This window comes from Stenotrophomonas sp. GD03958, assembly GCF_029839005.1.
In the GTDB taxonomy this organism is placed as follows: Bacteria; Pseudomonadota; Gammaproteobacteria; order Xanthomonadales; family Xanthomonadaceae; genus Stenotrophomonas; species Stenotrophomonas hibiscicola.
Window position 1 is genome coordinate 1 of record NZ_JAOBZT010000025.1, and the last position, 17,451, is coordinate 17,451.

A 17,451-nucleotide genomic window follows, 5' to 3' on the forward strand; every position below is an offset into this window, starting at 1 on the left:
CTGCTGGCCCCTACCGCACAGGCTGCACCCGCCTGTCAGGAGCCTGCGGCTGTCGCCCGCGCTTTCTACGAGGCGACGACCGGCAACGGTGACCTGCTGGAGCCGCCGGCCGCGCTGGTCAGCGTGGCCTTCGGCAAGGCGCTGCGTGATGAGCGCGCCTGCCAACAGCGCGAGGAGGGCATCTGCACGATCGATTCCGATCCGTGGCTGGATGCGCAGGACGGCGACATCGAAACGCCGGTGCGCTATAGCTGGGAAGAGGCGTCGGCCACCGCCGGCCAGGTTGAGATGCGCTACTCGGTGTGGAAGAAGGCTTACCTGACCCGCCTGCCGATGGTGCGCCAGGGGCAGGGGTGCTGGCAGGTTGATGACATCCTCACCAACAGCGGTCGTTCGGTCCGGAAAATCCTGGCGCAGCCGATTCCCTGACCGGCGGCAGCGTCCGCGCATTGCGTGCTGCCGGCCAGCGGCCGGCACTACCAGGGTGGGTGGGGGCGGCCGGTGGCCTGCAGTACCGGGGTGGGTGGGAACGGCCGGTGGCCTGCAGTACCGGGGTGGGTGCCGACCGTTGGTCGGCACACGGCCTATCGCGTATGCCCGAACACCAGCTCGATCACGAACTGGCTGCCGAAGAACGCCAGCAGCAGCAACAGCATCGCCGCCAGCGTCCAGTGCACCGCCTTCATGCCGCGCCAGCCGTAGCGGCGGCGGCCGATCAGCAGCACGCCGAACACGATCCACGACAGCACGCTCAGCACGGTCTTGTGCACCAGCTTCTGCGCCAGCAGGTCATCGACGAACAGTACGCCGGTGACCAGGGTCAGGGTCAGCAGCGCGAAGCCGACGGTGATCACCCGGAACAGCAGCGACTCCAGGTCAGCCAGCGGTGGCAGCGCGCGCAGCCATGGCCGGAACTCGCGGCGGCGCAGCGCGCGCTCCTGCAGCCACAGCATGATCGCCAGCAGGGCGGCGATGCTCAGCGTGGCATAGGCCAGCAGGGCCAGCCAGGCGTGGCTGGCCAGGCGCCAGCCCAGCACCTTGCTCGGCTCGTGGCCGTAGCCGTGGTAGGCCAGCAGCAGCACGGCAGCCAGTGGGAACACCACCACGCCCAGCGCCGACATCCGCCCGCGCGCGCCGACCAGCGAGGTCAGCCAGGCCATGCCCAGGCCGACCAGCGACAGCGCGGCGAAGAAGTGCATGTCCGGCCCGCCGGTGGTACGCATCGCCACCATCACGTGGTAACCGCCATGCAGCAGCATCGCCGGCAGGGCGGGCCACAGCCAGGTGGGCGAGCCGGTGGTTTCATCGCGGCCGAGCGCGCGCACCAGCAGGGCACTGGCAGCCAGGTAGAGCAGGACGGCGATGAGAACGATTGTCATCGTTGCAGTTTCGCATACCCCTGTGATGCTGGCGACGGCCCTGTGGTCGCAGTCCGGGGCGACGGCCGGACCCGTTATACTGTCTGCCTTATTGTCCCCCGCTTTCAGACAGGTTGCGCCGCATGTTCGAGTCCCTGACCCAGCGCCTTTCCGGCACCATCGAGCGCCTGCGTGGCCGTGGCCGCCTGACCGAGGAGAACATCCGCGAGGCGACCCGTGAAGTGCGCATCGCACTGCTCGAAGCCGACGTTGCGCTGCCGGTGGTGCAGGCGCTGATCGAGCGCATCAAGGTACGCGCAGTCGGCCAGGAAGTGCTGAAGTCGCTGACCCCGGGCCAGGCCCTGATCAAGGTCGTGCGCGACGAGCTGACCGCCGTGATGGGCGCCGAAGCCAGCGACCTGAACCTCAACGTTCCCGCTCCGGCCATCATCCTGATGGCAGGCCTGCAGGGTGCCGGCAAGACCACCACGGTTGGCAAGCTGGCCAAGCACCTGAAGGAAAAGCGCAAGAAGAAGGTGATGGTGGTGTCGGCCGACGTCTACCGCCCGGCCGCGATCGAGCAGCTCAAGACCCTGGCCGAGCAGGTGGGCGTGCTGTTCTTCCCGTCCAGCGCCGACCAGAAGCCGGAAGCCATCGTGCGCGCGGCCATCGACGATGCGCGCAAGTCGTTCGTGGACGTGCTGCTGGTCGATACCGCCGGCCGCCTGGCCATCGACGAAGCGATGATGGCCGAGATCAAGGCCCTGCACGCGGCGGTGAATCCGGCTGAAACGCTGTTCGTGGTCGACGCCATGACCGGCCAGGACGCGGCCAACACCGCCAAGGCCTTCGGCGATGCGCTGCCGCTGACCGGCGTGGTGCTGACCAAGACTGACGGTGATGCCCGCGGCGGCGCCGCGCTGAGCGTGCGCTACATCACCGGCAAGCCGATCAAGTTCGTCGGTGTGAGCGAGAAGCCGGAAGGCCTGGACGTGTTCCATCCCGACCGTATCGCCAGCCGCATCCTCGACATGGGCGACGTGCTGTCGCTGGTCGAGCAGGTCGAGCAGCAGGTCGACAAGGACAAGGCGGCCAAGCTGGCCGAGAAGGTCGCCAAGGGCAAGAAGTTCGACCTGAACGACATGCGCGACCAGCTGGAGCAGATGCAGAACATGGGTGGCATCGGTGGCCTGATGGACAAGCTGCCGGGCCTGGGCAACATCCCCGATCATCTGAAGCAGCAGGTCAGCCAGGGCAAGGAAGTGCCGCGCATGATCGCCATCATCAACTCGATGACCAAGAAGGAACGGCGCAACCCGAACCTGCTCAACGGCTCGCGTCGCGCGCGCATTGCCAAGGGCTCGGGCGTGACACCGGCCGACGTCAACAAGCTGATGAAGCAGTACATGCAGATGGAAAAGATGATGAGCAAGATGGCCGGCGGTGGCATGAAGGGCATGTTGCGCAGCATGAAGGGCATGATGGGCGCCATGGGTGGCCGCGGCATGCCGTTCCGTTGATGACGGCCCCGGTCGCAGTCTGATGTAGCGCTCGAGCCCACGCTCGGGCGGCGGCGCACAGTCGCCGCAGCAGGCCGTCAGGCAGCAGGCTCGACTCTTCCCCTGTCCTGCGCGCACCATGAGGGCCTGTCCAAAATGATGGGCCGTCATGCAGAGTTCCGCTGTAGCTTCCCGCGCCGAGGCGTTCTGCCGGCGCTTTGGCGTTTCCGTTCCAATCCTGCTGGCACCGATGGCCGGCGCCTGCCCGGTGCCGTTGTCGGCCGCGCTGGCCAACGCCGGCAGCATGGGCGCGATGGGCGCGGTGTTGTCCTCTTCGGCCGATATCGGTCGCTGGATGGACGAATTCCGCACCGCTTCGACCGGCCCGGCCCAGGTGAACCTGTGGGTGCCCGATCCCGCACCGACCCGTGATGTTGCCGCCGAAGCCGCCAGCCGCGCCTTCCTCGCGCAGTGGGGCCCGGACGTGCCCGCCAGTGCCGCCGACGCCACGCCCGCCGACTTCGAAGAACAGTTCGCCGCACTGCTGGCCGCGCGCCCGGCGGTCGCCTCGACCATCATGGGCGTGCTGTTGCCGCATCACGTGCAGCAGCTGAAGGACGCCGGCATCGCCTGGATCGCCTGTGCCACCACCTTGTCCGAAGCGCGCGCGGCACAGGACGCCGGTGCCGATGCGGTGGTGGCGCAGGGCGCGGAGGCCGGCGGCCATCGTGGCGCGTTCGATCCGGCGATGGCCGAGCGCCAGTTGGTCGGGTTGTTCGCACTGCTGCCGCGCCTGGCCGATCACCTGCAGATTCCGGTGATTGCCGCAGGCGGCATCGCCGACGGCCGTGGCATCGCTGCCGCACTCACGCTGGGGGCCAGCGCCGTGCAGATCGGCACCGCCTTCCTGCGCACGCCCGAAGCGGCGATCGCTTCGGCGTGGGCTGATGGGCTGGCCGCCAGCGAACCGGAAGACACTTGGCCGACCCGTGCCTTCAGCGGTCGCCTGGGTCGTGGCCTGGCGACACCCTATGTGCGCGCCGCTGCCGCAGAAGGAGCCCCCGCCCCGCGTCCATACCCGGTGCAGCGTGGGCTGACCGCGCCGATGCGCAAGCAGGCCGCGCAGGAAAACCGCCTGGCGGCGATGCAGGCCTGGGCCGGGCAGTCGGCGTGGATGGCGCCGGCGCAGCCGGCCGCCGACGTGCTGCGCGGCATGTGGGAGCAGGCGCAGGCATTGTTGCCATGATGGTGAGCTGCAACGGCCGGGCGGCGCAGGTGGAGGATCTGCTGCCGGCGCTGGTGAACTACGGCCACTTCACTTCGCTGCAAGTGCGCGACAGCGCAGCGCAGGGCTTGGACCTGCATCTGGCGCGGCTGTCGCAGGCCACGCGCGAACTGTTCGGCAGCAAACTGGATACGGCGCAGGTGCGGGGCTGGATGGCGCAGGCGCTGCGGCAGGCCGGCCTGGCCGATGCCTCGCTGCGGGTGACGGTGTACTCGCGCCGCTTCGATTTCCGCAATCCGCTGGCGGCGGTGCCGGTGGACGTGCTGGTGGCGGTTTCAGCGCCGGTGACGCTGGCCGCCTCCAAGCGTGTGCGCAGCGTGACCTGGCAGCGCGAGCTGCCGCAGCTCAAGCATGTGGGCACCTTCGGCCTGTTCGCCGAGCGGCGCGCGGCGATGGCGCAAGGATTCGACGACGTGCTGTTCGTGACCGCCGATGGCGAAGTGAGTGAAGGCAGTACCTGGAACCTGGCCGTGCACGATGGTGAACGGCTGCTCTGGCCGCAGGCGCCGGCGCTGCGCGGGACCGCCGAGGCGCTGCTGAAGCAGCATTGGCCGCGGGCGCAGGCCACGCAGCCATTGCGGCTGGCGGATATGGCTGGCGTGAAAGCCGCTTTTGCCTGCAACGCCAGTGGTCTGTGGGCGCTGGAGGCCATTGATGGGCATGTCCTGCCCGGCTCGCAGGCGCTGGCTGAACAGGGCAGGGCGGTGCTGGCGGCGGTGGCCTGGCAGCCGCTCTCCTGAACGAGGCGCGCGGGCTGCCGGTCGCCAAGCATGGCCGCACGCTACCTTGAAGCGTTGCAGCTGGTAGCGCCGGGCCATGCCTGTCGGATGCCGCCGCAGCGAACAACGCACCGGGGGTCCAATCCGATATGAGTACGGTCACCGAGCAGCATCGCGCGGTAGCGATGTACGCAATCAAGATCATGGGCGGTGAGGGGCGGCCCAAGGTCCAGGCCTTTCACGATGATCATCGCCTGCGTTCGGTCGATATCCTTACGACGTCCAACTCGCCTGAAGCAGGGCTGAAGTCCATCTCGTCCATCGGACTATCGGATTTTGCTTTACGTCATTCAGAGGGGCACGAGCTGGAAACCCGCGTCGAGCTGTGCGCGTGTGCGGAAGATGACACGCAGCACTGGGACAACGTGGTCGCCTCGACCGCCTTTGCAATCATGCGTGATCGTGCGGCGGTGTGGCCGGGTTGCGTGATTCCCGACATCCTGCAGGACTACTTCCCATCGACCCGGATGCCGCACGTCTATCTGGTGCTGCCCTTCTTCTGGAATGACGCAAGTTTTCCAGGGTTGGAGGTTCCGCCCGTGGCGATCAATTGGCTGCAGTGCATCGCCATCCACGAATCCGAGCGGCAACTTGTCGAGCGGATTGGCGGCGATGCATTTGACGACCTGCTGCAGCGGCATGAGGTAGATGTGCTGGACATGCATCGGGCGCCTGTCGCCGGAGCACGTTGACGTTATCGCCATGGGGACGTCGGCGGGGTAAGTCAGAAGTCGATCACATTGCTGAACAAAAGCCGCCGGGCATGGCCCGGCGCTACCGTGAGGGCGCGGCGTCATATGGGGTTGGCTAGGCCGGGCTCTGCCGCTATAATCGCCCGCTTACCTCGCCATCCTGGCGACTGGGCAATAGGAAAAACACCATGGTCAAGATCCGACTGACCCGCGGCGGCGCCAAGAAGCGTCCGTTCTACCACATCATCGTCACCGACGTGCGCAGCGCGCGCGACGGCCGCAACATCGAGCGCGTTGGCTTCTACAACCCGGTCGCCCAGGGCGCCGAGAAGCGCATCGAACTGGACCTGGCCCGTGTTGACCATTGGGTCAAGAACGGCGCCCAGCCGACCGACAAGGTCCGCAACCTGATCAAGGAAGCGACCAAGTCCCAGGCCGCTGCGGCCTGATCCTGACGGGCCACGCTTCGGCGTGGCCCTCTTGGTTGAAGCAGATGAAAGATATCGAGCGCCGCATCCTGCTGGGCAGGGTTGTCGGCGCTTTTGGTGTGCGCGGCGAGATCAAGCTCGAGTCCTGGACCGAGCCACGTTCCGCCATTTTCCGTTACCAGCCGTGGATCGTGCGCAGCCCGTCCGGCGTGGAAACCACGATAGAAGGTGTGCGTGGCCGTGACAGCGGCAAGCACCTGGTCGCCCGTTTCCCGGGCGTCGAGGACCGCGACGTGGTCGAAGCGATGCGCGGCACCGAAATCTACGTGGCCCGCAGTGCATTGCCGCCACCGAAGCCCGATGAGTACTACTGGGTGGACCTGGAAGGCCTGGACGTGACGACCACCGAGGGCGTCGCTCTGGGCCAAGTCTCGCACCTGTTCAGCACCGGCGCCAATGATGTGGTGGTGGTCCGTGGTGACCGCGAGCGGATGATCCCGTTCGTGCTGCCGGACTTCGTCAAATCGGTCGATTTCGAGGCCAATCTGGTCGTGGTCGACTGGGATCCCGAGTTCTGAGCAGACGCATGCGTTTCGACGTCATCACCCTGTTCCCCGAGTTCCTCGCCCAGTCCGCTGGATTGGGCGTGGTCGGGCGCGCGCGGGAGAAGGGGCTGTTCAGCCTGCATGGCTGGAACCCCCGTGATTACGCCGAAGGCAACTATCGCCGGGTGGACGACCGTCCGTTCGGCGGTGGCCCGGGCATGGTGATGCTGATCGAGCCGCTGCAGGCCTGCCTGCAGGCGATCCGCGATGCCGATCCAACCCCGGCGCGGGTGATCTACCTCAGCCCGCAGGGCGCGCGGTTGACCCAGGCCAAGGTGCGGGAGCTGGCGGCGCTGCCGCGCATGGTCCTGCTCTGTGGCCGCTACGAGGGCATCGACGAGCGTTTCCTGGAGGCGAATGTCGACGAGGAAATCTCCCTCGGCGACTACGTGCTGTCCGGGGGCGAGCTGGGCGCGGCGGTGATCATCGACGCCGTGGCCCGCCTGCAGGAGGGGGCCCTCAACGATGCGGAGTCGGCGGCGCAGGACAGCTTCGAGGGCGACCTCGGCCTACTCGACTGCCCGCATTACAGCCAGCCGGCCCAGCACCCGCTGGGAGACGTGCCGGAGGTGCTGCGCTCGGGCAACCACGCGGCCATCGCCGCCTGGCGCCGCCAGCAGTCGCTGCTCCGGACTGCCCAGCGACGCCCGGACCTGCTGGATGAACAGGCGCTGGGCAAGGCCGACCGCAAACTGCTGGACCAGGCCCGCCAGGCGCAGAAACCCAAGGCCAGCCCCTAGCGCAGGGCTGGCTTTATCGGCTATCATGGCCAATTCCCGCCAGCCCCGGTTGGCGCGCGCAGTACCCAAAACAAACGTGCAGCACAGTCCGGTGACTGCATGAGCCCACGTTGTCGATACGACACGCCCACCCGAACAAGAATCGGTGTAACCCATGAGCAAGCTGAACAAGTCCATCGTCGCGGAATTCGAATCCGCCCAGATCACCCGTGAACTGCCGAAGTTCAGCCAGGGCGACACCGTTGTCGTCAACGTGAAGGTGAAGGAAGGCAGCCGCGAGCGCGTGCAGGCCTACGAAGGCGTCGTCATCGCCACCAAGAACGCCGGCCTGAACTCCTCGTTCACCGTGCGCAAGATCTCGCACGGCTACGGCGTCGAGCGCGTTTTCCAGACCCACAGCGCCATCATCGACTCGGTCGAAGTGAAGCGTCGTGGTAAGGTCCGCGCCGGCAAGCTGTACTACCTGCGTGGCCTGGAAGGCAAGGCTGCCCGCATCAAGGAAGACCTGGCTGCCGCTGCTGCCGCCAAGGCTGCCCGTCTGGCCGAAAAGGCCTGATAAACAACTTCGGTTGTTGCCGCGACGGCCACCTTCGGGTGGCCGTTTGCGTTTCCGGCATTGCATCGGCCACGATCGGGTGATGAATGACGTCAATCCGCACTATCCCGTCGTGATCCAATCGGCGCTGCGCTTTCTTGATGACAAGGGGCTGGCACGCGCGCAGTCGGCGCCGCTGTTGCATCGGCTGCTGTGGCGCGCAGGCATCGCACTGCCGCCGCCGATCCTGGCTGGTTTCGGTACCAATGCGCTGGTGCAGGGCCTGCTGTTCGGGCTGTTCTGGACCGCGCTGATGTGGCTGATGCTCTGGCAGGGCAGCGAGCGCCCGCTGGTGCTGTTGCTGGTGGCAGGCCTGTCGGCCGGAGCGCTGTTCGGCCTTGTGATGGCGGCGCTGATGCGCTCGCTGCGCCGCCTCCGCCAGCTGCCGGAGTGGCGCCGGTTCCGCGCGCGGCAGGCGGACTGAGCCGATGGCGCACTGCGCCGTGACGCCCGGCACAGGCCGCGCTAGGCTGCAGCGTCATTCCGATGGTCGTACCGTGCGATGCCTGCCAAGCGAACCGCACCCACCGCTGTGCCCACGCTGCTCACCGGTGGCAACCCGCAGATCGCCAAGGGCGAGGGCGATGCTCCGGTGCAGGCGTACATCGCCGCAATGCCGGATTGGAAACATCCGATCGGCGCACGGCTGGATGCCCTGATCGAACGGGCCGTACCCGGGGTGCACAAGGCGGTGAAGTGGAACTCGCCGATGTATGCGGTGGCTGCGGGCGCAGGCTGGTTTCTCAGCTTCCATTGCTTCACGCGCTACATCAAGGTGGCCTTTTTCCGCGGCGCTGCCTTGACGCCGGTGCCACCGGAGCCCTCCAGGAGCGCCGACACGCGCTACCTGCACATCCACGAATCCGGCCTGTTGGATGAAGCGCAGTTCCTGGACTGGGTGCGCCAGGCCGCTGCGCTGCCCGGCGAGCGCATGTAAGCCCGGCATTCCGTTTCCCTTCCCGACGAGAGTCCCTGATGGCCACGCATGCTCCCAACCCTGACGATGCCGGAACCCCGGCGGCCGAACTGATCGATGCACGCATCGCCGCGCTGGGGGACTGGCGCGGCGAAACGCTGGCACGCGTGCGTGCGTTGATCCATGAAGCGCTGCCGGACGTACAGGAAACCTGGAAGTGGCGCGGCACGCCGGTGTGGGAGCACAACGGCATTCTGTGCACCGGCGAGACCTACAAGCAGGCAGTGAAGCTGACCTTCGCCAACGGTGCGGCGCTGGCGGACCCGAAGGGCCTGTTCAACGCCAGCCTGGAGGGCAACACGCGGCGTGCGATCGACATCCATGAAGGTGCGATGCCCGATTCCGCGGCGTTGAAGGCACTGCTGCGCGCGGCGGCGGCGTTCAATGCGGCGAAGAAGAAGAAGCGGTAGAGCCGGCCGCTGGCCGGCTGTTGCACGATGCTTCCGGAGAGGTTTGAAGGTGCCGGCCAGCGGCCGGCACTACCGCAACGGCGCGGCATCCGGGTCGGCCACCGGCGACGGCGGACAGGCCGGAATCTCCGACGGCGTGGCCAGCGCTTCGGCGTGTGACGGCTTGCCCAGCATCCTTGCCTTGCGCCAGCCGCCCCAGCGGTAATACGTCAGCGACAGCAGCATCGAGACCAGCGAGCTGACCGGGAAGCTCCACCAGATCGCATCGGCGCCCCAGTACGGCTGCAGCAGCTCGGCGAACGGCACGCGCACGCCCCACAGCGAGCCGGCCAGGATCAGCAGCGGCGGAATCACCGCGCCGGTGGAGCGCACCACGCCGAAGATCACGAAGCTGACGCCGAAGAACAGGAACGAGCCGATCACCACATGGTTGAGGTGACGGGCGATGTCCAGCGCCTGGCTGGCCGGCGGCAGGAACAGGGCCAGCAGCTGGCGATCGAACAGCACCAGCGGCAGGATCAGCGCACCGGTCAACAGGAAATTGAACAGCACGCCCTGGCGTGCAGTGCCGCGCACGCGGTCCCAGCGCTGCGCACCGACGTTCTGTGCGGCCATCGAAGAGCACGCCGCACCGATCGCCATCGCCGGCATCTGCAGGTAGTTCCACAGTTGCAGGGAAGCGCCGTAGCCGGCGGCGGTGTCGGTGCCGTACTGGTTGACCATGGTCATCAGCAGGATCACCGACAGCGAGATCAGCACCATCTGCAGGCCCATCGGCACGCCCTTGACCACCAGCGCCTTGAGGATGGCCATGTCGAGCTTGAACAGGCGCATGTCGGCGCGGCCGAGCCACAGGGTGTGGCGCTTGTGCCGCATGTACAGCAGCAGGCCGGCCAGCGACAGCGTCTGCGCGACCAGCGTGGCCCAGGCCGAGCCGGCGATGCCCAGCGCGGGGAGCGGCCCCATGCCGAAGATCAGCACCGGGTTCAGCACGATGTCCAGCACCACCGACACCAGCAGGAAACGGAACGGCGTGCGCGAATCACCGGCACCGCGCAGCGCAGCGGTGAGGAAGGCGAACGCGTACAGCGTCGGCATCGCCAGGAAGATGATCTGCAGGTAGGCCTCGGCCAGCGGCAGCGAGGCGGCGGGCGTGCCCATCGCCGCCAGCAGCGGGTGGGCCATGAACCAGCCGGCGATGGCGATGATCACCGACAGGCCGATGAAGAACGTGGCGCTGGTGCCGACCACGCGGCGTGCCTGCGCGATGTCGCGCGCGCCGATCGCCTGGCCGATCAGGATGGTCGAGGCCATGCCGAAGCCGAACACCGAGCCGATCAGGAAAAACATGATGTTGTTGGCGTTCGCGGTGGCCGTCAGCGCCGCCTCGCCGAGGAAGCGCCCGACCCAGACCGCGTTCACCGAACCGTTCAGCGACTGCGCGATGTTGCCCGCCAGGATCGGCAGCGAAAACAACAGGAGATTGCGCCCGATCGGGCCGGAGGTCAGGTCAAGCGGCGCTTTGGCCATGGAGTGGTGATCGAATCCCGGGAGGCGCACACTAGCACCAAGCCGGTTTGCGGGATGTGGCAATGCATCAACGACTGCAGGTGAAGCGGAGGCTGGCGCTGGCCTTGATCGGCGCCACGCTGGCCGCATGTTCGACAGGTGACCGGCTGGGCGATACCCAGGTGCGGCCGACCGACCGCCCCGAGTGCCTGGTCGGCAGCCAGCGCCAGGATCTGTCTGCCGGCGTACCCACGTTGATCGGCGGCAGCGGCTGCCGCAGCGACCCCGACAACCCGCGTCCCCTCAACAAGCGAACGGAGTAGTCCCTGCCGATGACCGAGCTTTCCCCGCTGTCGCCCAGTGTCCGCCTGGACATCTGGCTGTGGGCGGCCCGTTTCTTCAAGACCCGCAGCCTGGCCAAGCAGGCGATCGAAACCGGCAAGGTCAGCGTGGCCGGGCAGCGCCCGAAATCCTCACGCGCGGTGCGCGTCGGCGAGCACTTGCAGGTCAACCGTGGTGAGGAGCATTTCGAGATTCAGGTGCTGGGCCTGAGCGACCAGCGCGGGCCGGCGCCGGCGGCGCAGCAGCTGTATGCCGAGAGCGAGGCCTCCAAGGCGCGCCGTGCCGAACAGCGTGCGCTGCGCATCGCCGCACGCGATGGTTTCCAGCCGCCGGAGCACAAGCCGGACAAGCGCGCACGCCGGTTGATCCGCGCGCTGGGTGATATCGACGCGTTGTAGGCGTGCGCCGGGTCATTGCCCGGCGCACACAAGCCTCAGCGTTTGCCGCCCAGCAGGCTGCCGCCGATCTTCAGCAGGTCGCCGACACCGAGCTGGCCGTCACCGTCCTGGTCCAGCACGCTGCCGAGCAGGCCGCCGGCGATGCCACCCTGCTGCTGCACCTGCTGTTTTTCCTGGCCGAGGGCCTGGCTGAGCGCGCCTGCATCGGCTTGTCCGCCGCTGAGGCGCTGGGCGAGGAACGCCATCACGATCGGTGCCAGGATCTGCAGCAGCTGGCTGGTGCGGCCGCTGTCGAGCTGGGTGGCCTGGGCCAGGCCGGTTTCCACCTTCTGCTGGCTGCCGCCGAAGATGTGGCCGAGGATGCCGGCGCCGTCGCTGGCGGCACCACCGCCACCGCCGCCCAGCACCGAACCGAGCACACTGCCCAGGTCCAGCCCACTGTGGTTGTTCTGCAGTGCGCCGAGCAGCGCCTGCGCGCCCTGCGGCTGCGAGGCGTTGTTGCCCAGCGCGCCCATCAGCACCGGCAGTGCGGCACTGATCGCACCGGAGGCCTGGGTGTCGCTGATGCCGAGCTGCTGCGACACCTGCTGCAGCGGGGCGCCCTGCAGTTTGGCGAGAAGTTCATCGGTCAGGCTCATCTGCGGAATCCTTGATTGGGGTTGGGCGTGCAGAAGGTACGACGCGGACCGTTAAAACGGCGACGCCGCCCACACGGAGGCGGCGTGCCGTACACGGGGCAGGGCGATCAGAGCTCGATGTCTTCGGCGCCCGGGGTGGCAGTGGGGAAGTCCGCTTCCGGCTGCGCCGGCTTGAACGGATCCGACGGCTGGCTGGCCAGCGCCTTCAGCGCCGCAGCGACGCCGGCACCGTAGGCCGGGTCGGCCTTGCTGCAGTTGTCGATGTGGCGCTGCTTGATGAAGTCCGGCGCATCGCCCAGGGCGCGGGCGGTGTTGGCGAACAAGCGGTCCTTCTGTGCCTGGTTGTAGCTGCGGAACAGCGCACCGGGCTGGCTGAAGTAGTCGGCGTCGTCCTCACGGAAGTTCCAGAAGTCGGCGTCGCCCCGGATCTTCATCGGCGGCTCGCGGTACTGCGGCTGTTCCTGCCACTGGCCGTAGCTGTTCGGTTCATAGTGCGGCAGGCCCCCGTAGTTGCCGTCTACGCGCATCGCACCATCGCGGTGGTTGCTGTGCACCGGGCAGCGTGCGGCGTTGACCGGAATCTGGTGATGGTTCACGCCCAGGCGATAACGCTGCGCATCGGAATAGGCGAACAGGCGTGCCTGCAGCATCTTGTCCGGCGACGGGCCGATGCCCGGCACCAGGTTGCTGGGTGCGAACGCCGACTGCTCCACGTCCTGGTACCAGTTGACCGGGTTGCGGTTCAGTTCGAACTGGCCGACTTCGATCAGCGGGTAATCGCTCTTCGGCCATACCTTGGTCAGGTCGAACGGATGGATGCGGTAGGTTTCCGCCTCCAGCTCCGGCATGACCTGGATGAACAGCTTCCACTTCGGGAAGTCGCCCTTCTCGATCGCGGCGAACAGGTCGCGGCCGTGGCTTTCGCGGTCATGGCCGACCAGGATCTGCGCCTGTGCGTCGGTCAGCGATTCGATGCCCTGCTGGCTGACGAAGTGGAACTTGACCCAGAAGCGTTCGCTGTCGGCGTTGGTGAAGCTGTAGGTATGCGAGCCGAAACCGTGCATGTGGCGGAAGCTGCGCGGGATGCCGCGGTCGCTCATCACCACGGTCACCTGCAGCAGGGCCTCGGGCAGCAGCGTCCAGAAATCCCAGTTGTTGCGCGCGCTGCGCAGGTTGGTATGCGGGTCGCGCTTCACGGCCTTGTTGAGGTCGGCGAACTTGCGCGGGTCGCGCAGGAAGAACACCGGCGTGTTGTTGCCGACCAGGTCCCAGTTGCCTTCCTCGGTGTAGAACTTCAGTGCGAAGCCGCGGATGTCACGCTCGGCGTCGGCGGCACCACGCTCGCCGGCCACCGTGGTGAAGCGCGCGAACATCTCGGTCTGCTTGCCCACCTTCTCGAACAGCTTGGCGCGCGTGTACCGGGTGATGTCGTGGGTGACGGTGAAGGTACCGAACGCGCCCGAGCCCTTGGCGTGCATGCGGCGCTCGGGAATGATCTCGCGGTTGAGGTTGGCCAGCTTTTCCAGCAGCCACACGTCTTCCATCAGCAGCGGGCCGCGCGGGCCAGCGGTCCTGCTGTTCTGGTTGTCCACCACCGGTGCGCCGAAGGCCGTGGTCATCGGCGTGACCGGATCGTCGCCGTGCTTCTGCTTCGGCGTGGTGCTCAGTTCACGCTGCTGCTGGGCGCCTTCTGCCGGCGACGGAGCGGTGTGATACGGGCACTTGGGACTGGTGTTATCGGACTGGCTCATGGCTGGCTCCTGCGGGTGAAGACGGGGGTGGAACATCTTCACTCGACTTTAGCTAGGGCCAGATGAAATGAATAATCGAATGATCCGTTCAGGCCGATAGTTTCTGTCAATTGAAACGTGAAGTAGGATTTGCAGAGCCTTTCGGACGGCCGCCCGCGCCGTGGCGGGAGCCGGGGCCGGGCGCGGCAGTCCTAGAGCAGCGCCTTCAGGCGGTACAACGCTTCCAGTGCCTGCTTCGGGGTCAGCTCATCGGGGTCGATGGCCGCCAGCGCTTCCTGTGCCTTGTTCGATGGCGCGGCGAACAGCCCGAACTGCTGCGGGGCATCCAGCGCCTGCGGCGCCAGTTCGGCGGCATGGCTCTCCCCGCCGCGCTGCTCCAGTTCGGCCAGGCGACGCCGTGCCTGGGCCACGGTGGCGCGCGGCAGGCCGGCCAGTGCCGCCACCTGCAGGCCGAAACTGCGGTTGGCCGGGCCATCCTTGACCGCGTGCATGAACACCAGCGCCTCGCCGTGCTCGACCGCATCCAGGTGCACGTTGGCGATGCCGCTGCGGCCGCCTTCGTACTGTTCGTCGGCCAGCGCGGTCAGCTCGAAATAGTGGGTGGCGAACAGCGTGTAGCAGCGGTTCTGATAGGCCAGGTGACGGGCCACCGCATCGGCCAGCGCCAGGCCGTCGTAGGTGGACGTGCCGCGGCCGATCTCGTCCATCAGCACCAGCGAATGGGCGGTGGCGTGATGCAGGATGTAGCTGGTCTCGGCCATCTCGACCATGAAGGTCGACTGTCCGCGGGCGAGGTCGTCACCGGCGCCGATGCGGGTCAGGATGCGGTCGATCGGGCCGATCACCGCACGGCTGGCCGGCACGAAGCTGCCGATGTGGGCCAGCAGCACGATCAGCGCGTTCTGCCGCATGTAGGTCGATTTACCGCCCATGTTCGGGCCGGTGATGACCAGCATGCGACGGTCCGGATGCAGGTCCAGGTCGTTCGGTTCGAACGGCTGCTCGCGCACCGCTTCGACCACCGGGTGGCGGCCACGCTCGATCTTCAGGCACGGTGCCGTTTCCAGTTCCGGCCGCGACCAGTCCAGTGCCTGCGCGCGCTCGGCGAAGGCGGCCAGCACGTCCAGTTCGCTCAGCGCAGCGGCACACTGCTTCAACGGTTCCAGCTGTTCGCCGAGGGTATCCAGCAGCTGCTCGTACAGGTACTTCTCGCGAGACAGCGAACGGTCGCGCGCGGACAGCACCTTGTCTTCGAACGCCTTCAGCTCTTCGGTGATGTAGCGCTCGGCATTGGTCAGTGTCTGGCGGCGGGTGTAGTGCACCGGCGCGCGGTCGGACTGGCCCTTGCTGATCTCGATGTAGTAGCCGTGCACGCGGTTGTAGCCCACCTTCAGGGTGGGAATGCCGCTGCTTTCGCGTTCGCGCTGTTCCAGGTCCACCAGGAACTGGTCGGCGTGGGTGGACAGGCGGCGCAGCTCGTCCAGCTCCTCATCGAAGCCGTCAGCCAGCACGCCGCCGTCGCTCAGTTTCAGCGGCGGCATTTCGGCGATGGCACTGGCCAGCAGCTGCGCGCACGCATCGTGTTCACCAAGTGCGGCATGCAGGGCCTGCAGGCGCGGTGAGTCCAGCGGTGCCAGCACCTCGCGCACGGCCGGCAGCAGCCCCAGGCCGTCGCGCAGCGTGGAGAAGTCGCGCGGGCGCGCCGAGCGCAGCGCAACGCGGGTGAGGATGCGTTCCAGGTCGCCCAGGCGGCGGAACTGCTCGCGGATGTCGGCGTCCGCGCCGCGATCGATCAGGGTTTCCACCGCATGGTGGCGCTGCACCAGCACCTCGCGCAGGCGCAGCGGACGATGCAGCCAGCGGCGCAGCAGGCGCCCGCCCATCGGCGTGACCGTACTGTCGAGCACGCCCAGCAGGGTGTTGCGGGTATCCCCGTCCACGCGCGTATCCAGCTCCAGGTGGCGGCGGGTGGCGGCGTTCATCGCGATCGCCTCGCCGGCGGTTTCCATCGCGATCGAGGTCAGGTGCGGCAGGCGCTGCTTCTGGGTCTCCTCGACATAGCCGAGCAGAGCGCCCGCGGCTGCGGTCGCGCGCGGCTTGTCATCGATGCCGAAGCCGCTCAGGTCGTGCAGCTTGAAAAACGCCAGCAGCTGGCGGCGGCCGCTGTCGGCGTCGAACAGCCACGGTGCGCGGCGGCGCACCCCGGTGCGCTGGCGCAGGAACTCCGGCCAGTTCTCCTCGTCCGGCACCAGCAGCTCGGCCGGTTCCAGGCGGGCCAGTTCGGCTTCCAGAGCGTCGTCGGTTTCCACTTCATTGACCAGGAAGCGCCCGCCGGCCAGGTCGGCCCAGGCCAGGCCGTAGCCCTGCTTGCTGCGCGAGAGCGCCATCAGCAGGGTATCGCGGCGCTCATCCAGCAACGCCTCGTCGGTGACCGTGCCGGGCGTGACGATACGCACCACCTTGCGTTCCACCAGGCCCTTGGCCAGCGCGGGATCGCCGATCTGCTCGCAGATCGCCACCGACTCGCCCAGCGCCACCAGCCGTGCCAGGTAGCCTTCGTACGCGTGCACCGGCACGCCGGCCATCGGGATCGGTGCGCCACCGGAACTGCCACGCTGGGTCAGGGTGATGTCGAGCAGGCGCGCGGCCTTGCGCGCGTCGTCGTAGAACAGCTCGTAGAAATCGCCCATGCGGAAGAACAGCAGCAGGTCCGGATACTCGGACTTGGCTGCGAAGAACTGCTTCATCAACGGGGTATGTTCGGCGGACTTGTCTTTGGACATGGGACTCGTGAATCAGGGCGTCCGGTCGCGCCGGAGGGCGGCGGCAGCGGAGCCGGTACAGGGCCGTCCATGGTAACTGCTGGGGCGCAGGGCTGCCGCCACTGGTGGCAGGCCGGTGCGGCACGAAAAAGGGTTCAGGCCGGGACCAGGGTGATCTGCCGATGGCTGTCGAAGATCTGCATGACGATCTCGAAGTAGGTCGGGCCCTCGCCCTGTCGCACCGCCTGCAGCCGGCGGGCGATCGCCCGCGCGTTGAAGCTGCCTGGTGCGTCCAGCTTGGCCTGCAGCCACTGGCAGGTCGCCTCCACGCCCAGCGCCGCACGGCTGTGGGCGATATCGCGCCAGATCAGCGTGGCCTGCGCGTGGCCAGCCAGTGCGCCATAGCCGCCATGCAGCAGGTCGTCCAGTGCGTCCAGGCTCGGCCCGAGCTGCCATGCCTCGCCGGCCATGAACACGCGGTTGATCTCCGTGTAAAGGCTGGCGATGTCATCAATGGCGGCGCCTTCAATCTGCAGCACGAGGGTCATGCGCCGACTGTAGCGTGGTCCGCGCTGTTGTTGATGGCCCAGCACGAGAGAGCTTTGCGCGGTCGCTCCGGGCTGAATGCCATATGGCATCGCGGTGCGCCTTTGCCACAGGTCACGACGGACGTCGAAGGATGCG

At 67.4% G+C, this 17,451-nt stretch carries 20 protein-coding genes; 14 read left to right on the plus strand and 6 right to left on the minus strand.

Annotated elements, in window-relative coordinates; all coding sequences use genetic code 11:
* A partial coding sequence (locus tag N5C25_RS09680; RefSeq protein WP_279936866.1) for a hypothetical protein occupies positions 1 to 429 on the plus strand: 429 nt, incomplete at its 5' end.
* 155 nt (positions 430 to 584) lie between these two features.
* On the opposite strand, the gene ccsA is transcribed toward N5C25_RS09680, so the two are convergent.
* Positions 585 to 1,379, minus strand: coding sequence for a cytochrome c biogenesis protein CcsA (ccsA, locus tag N5C25_RS09685; RefSeq protein WP_019659268.1), 795 nt, complete (start codon positions 1,377 to 1,379; stop codon positions 585 to 587).
* A gap of 122 nt (positions 1,380 to 1,501) precedes the next feature.
* On the opposite strand from ccsA, the gene ffh reads away from it, so the two are divergent.
* The 11 genes from ffh (at position 1,502) to N5C25_RS09740 (ending at position 9,367) form a co-directional block, all read left to right on the plus strand.
* The gene (ffh, locus tag N5C25_RS09690; RefSeq protein WP_010483267.1) at positions 1,502 to 2,878 is read left to right on the plus strand and encodes a signal recognition particle protein; all 1,377 of its coding nucleotides are present in this window, start codon (positions 1,502 to 1,504) and stop codon (positions 2,876 to 2,878) included.
* Positions 2,879 to 3,026: 148 nt separating this feature from the next.
* Positions 3,027 to 4,103: a nitronate monooxygenase gene (locus N5C25_RS09695; protein ID WP_206621924.1), complete on the plus strand. Its 1,077-nt coding sequence runs from the start codon at positions 3,027 to 3,029 to the stop codon at positions 4,101 to 4,103.
* A complete protein-coding gene (locus N5C25_RS09700; RefSeq protein ID WP_279936867.1) occupies positions 4,100 to 4,882 on the plus strand; it encodes an aminotransferase class IV family protein in 783 nt (260 codons plus the stop codon). Before N5C25_RS09695 ends, N5C25_RS09700 begins: the two co-directional genes overlap by 4 nt.
* A gap of 128 nt (positions 4,883 to 5,010) precedes the next feature.
* Positions 5,011 to 5,613 carry a suppressor of fused domain protein gene (locus tag N5C25_RS09705; RefSeq protein WP_279936868.1) on the plus strand — a complete coding sequence of 201 codons (603 nt, stop codon included), beginning with the start codon at positions 5,011 to 5,013 and terminating at the stop codon, positions 5,611 to 5,613.
* Between the two features lie 188 nt (positions 5,614 to 5,801).
* Positions 5,802 to 6,062, plus strand: coding sequence for a 30S ribosomal protein S16 (gene rpsP / locus N5C25_RS09710; RefSeq protein ID WP_005415733.1), 261 nt, complete (start codon positions 5,802 to 5,804; stop codon positions 6,060 to 6,062).
* A 44-nt stretch (positions 6,063 to 6,106) separates the two neighbouring features.
* The gene (rimM, locus tag N5C25_RS09715) at positions 6,107 to 6,619 is read left to right on the plus strand and encodes a ribosome maturation factor RimM (protein WP_019659264.1); all 513 of its coding nucleotides are present in this window, start codon (positions 6,107 to 6,109) and stop codon (positions 6,617 to 6,619) included.
* 8 nt (positions 6,620 to 6,627) lie between these two features.
* Positions 6,628 to 7,386 carry a tRNA (guanosine(37)-N1)-methyltransferase TrmD gene (gene trmD / locus N5C25_RS09720; RefSeq protein ID WP_019659263.1) on the plus strand — a complete coding sequence of 253 codons (759 nt, stop codon included), beginning with the start codon at positions 6,628 to 6,630 and terminating at the stop codon, positions 7,384 to 7,386.
* Positions 7,387 to 7,540: 154 nt separating this feature from the next.
* Positions 7,541 to 7,942 (plus strand): 50S ribosomal protein L19, encoded by a 402-nt coding sequence (gene rplS, locus N5C25_RS09725; protein ID WP_005408597.1) that lies wholly within the window; start codon positions 7,541 to 7,543, stop codon positions 7,940 to 7,942.
* A gap of 82 nt (positions 7,943 to 8,024) precedes the next feature.
* A complete protein-coding gene (locus N5C25_RS09730) occupies positions 8,025 to 8,405 on the plus strand; it encodes a DUF6404 family protein (protein ID WP_279936869.1) in 381 nt (126 codons plus the stop codon).
* A gap of 78 nt (positions 8,406 to 8,483) precedes the next feature.
* Positions 8,484 to 8,918 (plus strand): DUF1801 domain-containing protein, encoded by a 435-nt coding sequence (locus tag N5C25_RS09735; RefSeq protein WP_058983284.1) that lies wholly within the window; start codon positions 8,484 to 8,486, stop codon positions 8,916 to 8,918.
* Between the two features lie 38 nt (positions 8,919 to 8,956).
* Positions 8,957 to 9,367 (plus strand): DUF1801 domain-containing protein, encoded by a 411-nt coding sequence (locus N5C25_RS09740; protein ID WP_058983286.1) that lies wholly within the window; start codon positions 8,957 to 8,959, stop codon positions 9,365 to 9,367.
* A gap of 69 nt (positions 9,368 to 9,436) precedes the next feature.
* Here N5C25_RS09740 and N5C25_RS09745 read toward each other — a convergent pair whose 3' ends face one another.
* The gene (locus tag N5C25_RS09745; protein ID WP_279936870.1) at positions 9,437 to 10,897 is read right to left on the minus strand and encodes an MATE family efflux transporter; all 1,461 of its coding nucleotides are present in this window, start codon (positions 10,895 to 10,897) and stop codon (positions 9,437 to 9,439) included.
* A gap of 62 nt (positions 10,898 to 10,959) precedes the next feature.
* Here N5C25_RS09745 and N5C25_RS09750 point away from each other — a divergent pair, with 62 nt between their 5' ends.
* Together N5C25_RS09750 and N5C25_RS09755 are read left to right on the plus strand one after the other, a co-directional pair.
* Positions 10,960 to 11,199, plus strand: a complete 240-nt coding sequence (locus tag N5C25_RS09750) for a hypothetical protein (protein ID WP_279936871.1) — start codon at positions 10,960 to 10,962, stop codon at positions 11,197 to 11,199.
* Positions 11,200 to 11,208: 9 nt separating this feature from the next.
* Positions 11,209 to 11,616 carry an RNA-binding S4 domain-containing protein gene (locus N5C25_RS09755; protein WP_021202477.1) on the plus strand — a complete coding sequence of 136 codons (408 nt, stop codon included), beginning with the start codon at positions 11,209 to 11,211 and terminating at the stop codon, positions 11,614 to 11,616.
* A gap of 35 nt (positions 11,617 to 11,651) precedes the next feature.
* On the opposite strand, the gene N5C25_RS09760 is transcribed toward N5C25_RS09755, so the two are convergent.
* The 4 genes from N5C25_RS09760 to N5C25_RS09775 all read right to left on the minus strand — a co-directional run bounded on the left by N5C25_RS09760 (position 11,652) and on the right by N5C25_RS09775 (position 17,315).
* Positions 11,652 to 12,254 carry a DUF937 domain-containing protein gene (locus N5C25_RS09760; RefSeq protein WP_279936872.1) on the minus strand — a complete coding sequence of 201 codons (603 nt, stop codon included), beginning with the start codon at positions 12,252 to 12,254 and terminating at the stop codon, positions 11,652 to 11,654.
* Positions 12,255 to 12,361: 107 nt separating this feature from the next.
* A complete protein-coding gene (locus N5C25_RS09765; protein WP_186008993.1) occupies positions 12,362 to 13,873 on the minus strand; it encodes a catalase in 1,512 nt (503 codons plus the stop codon).
* Positions 13,874 to 14,196: 323 nt separating this feature from the next.
* Positions 14,197 to 16,788: a DNA mismatch repair protein MutS gene (mutS, locus tag N5C25_RS09770; RefSeq protein WP_134730317.1), complete on the minus strand. Its 2,592-nt coding sequence runs from the start codon at positions 16,786 to 16,788 to the stop codon at positions 14,197 to 14,199.
* 134 nt (positions 16,789 to 16,922) lie between these two features.
* Positions 16,923 to 17,315 (minus strand): barstar family protein, encoded by a 393-nt coding sequence (locus tag N5C25_RS09775; protein WP_111099002.1) that lies wholly within the window; start codon positions 17,313 to 17,315, stop codon positions 16,923 to 16,925.
* Positions 17,316 to 17,451: the final 136 nt, after the last annotated feature.

Coding starts and splice junctions, on each gene's coding strand:
- N5C25_RS09705 (WP_279936868.1), top strand. CDS start 5,011: ATGAGTACGGTCACCGAGCAGCATCGCGCGGTAGCGATGTACGCAATC.
- N5C25_RS09700 (WP_279936867.1), top strand. CDS start 4,100: ATGATGGTGAGCTGCAACGGCCGGGCGGCGCAGGTGGAGGATCTGCTG.
- N5C25_RS09695 (WP_206621924.1), top strand. CDS start 3,027: ATGCAGAGTTCCGCTGTAGCTTCCCGCGCCGAGGCGTTCTGCCGGCGC.
- trmD (WP_019659263.1), top strand. CDS start 6,628: ATGCGTTTCGACGTCATCACCCTGTTCCCCGAGTTCCTCGCCCAGTCC.
- N5C25_RS09775 (WP_111099002.1), bottom strand. CDS start 17,315: ATGACCCTCGTGCTGCAGATTGAAGGCGCCGCCATTGATGACATCGCC.
- N5C25_RS09745 (WP_279936870.1), bottom strand. CDS start 10,897: ATGGCCAAAGCGCCGCTTGACCTGACCTCCGGCCCGATCGGGCGCAAT.
- N5C25_RS09760 (WP_279936872.1), bottom strand. CDS start 12,254: ATGAGCCTGACCGATGAACTTCTCGCCAAACTGCAGGGCGCCCCGCTG.
- rpsP (WP_005415733.1), top strand. CDS start 5,802: ATGGTCAAGATCCGACTGACCCGCGGCGGCGCCAAGAAGCGTCCGTTC.
- N5C25_RS09755 (WP_021202477.1), top strand. CDS start 11,209: ATGACCGAGCTTTCCCCGCTGTCGCCCAGTGTCCGCCTGGACATCTGG.
- N5C25_RS09735 (WP_058983284.1), top strand. CDS start 8,484: ATGCCTGCCAAGCGAACCGCACCCACCGCTGTGCCCACGCTGCTCACC.
- rplS (WP_005408597.1), top strand. CDS start 7,541: ATGAGCAAGCTGAACAAGTCCATCGTCGCGGAATTCGAATCCGCCCAG.
- N5C25_RS09740 (WP_058983286.1), top strand. CDS start 8,957: ATGGCCACGCATGCTCCCAACCCTGACGATGCCGGAACCCCGGCGGCC.
- rimM (WP_019659264.1), top strand. CDS start 6,107: ATGAAAGATATCGAGCGCCGCATCCTGCTGGGCAGGGTTGTCGGCGCT.
- ccsA (WP_019659268.1), bottom strand. CDS start 1,379: ATGACAATCGTTCTCATCGCCGTCCTGCTCTACCTGGCTGCCAGTGCC.
- N5C25_RS09750 (WP_279936871.1), top strand. CDS start 10,960: ATGCATCAACGACTGCAGGTGAAGCGGAGGCTGGCGCTGGCCTTGATC.
- N5C25_RS09730 (WP_279936869.1), top strand. CDS start 8,025: ATGAATGACGTCAATCCGCACTATCCCGTCGTGATCCAATCGGCGCTG.
- ffh (WP_010483267.1), top strand. CDS start 1,502: ATGTTCGAGTCCCTGACCCAGCGCCTTTCCGGCACCATCGAGCGCCTG.
- mutS (WP_134730317.1), bottom strand. CDS start 16,788: ATGTCCAAAGACAAGTCCGCCGAACATACCCCGTTGATGAAGCAGTTC.
- N5C25_RS09765 (WP_186008993.1), bottom strand. CDS start 13,873: ATGACCACGGCCTTCGGCGCACCGGTGGTGGACAACCAGAACAGCAGG.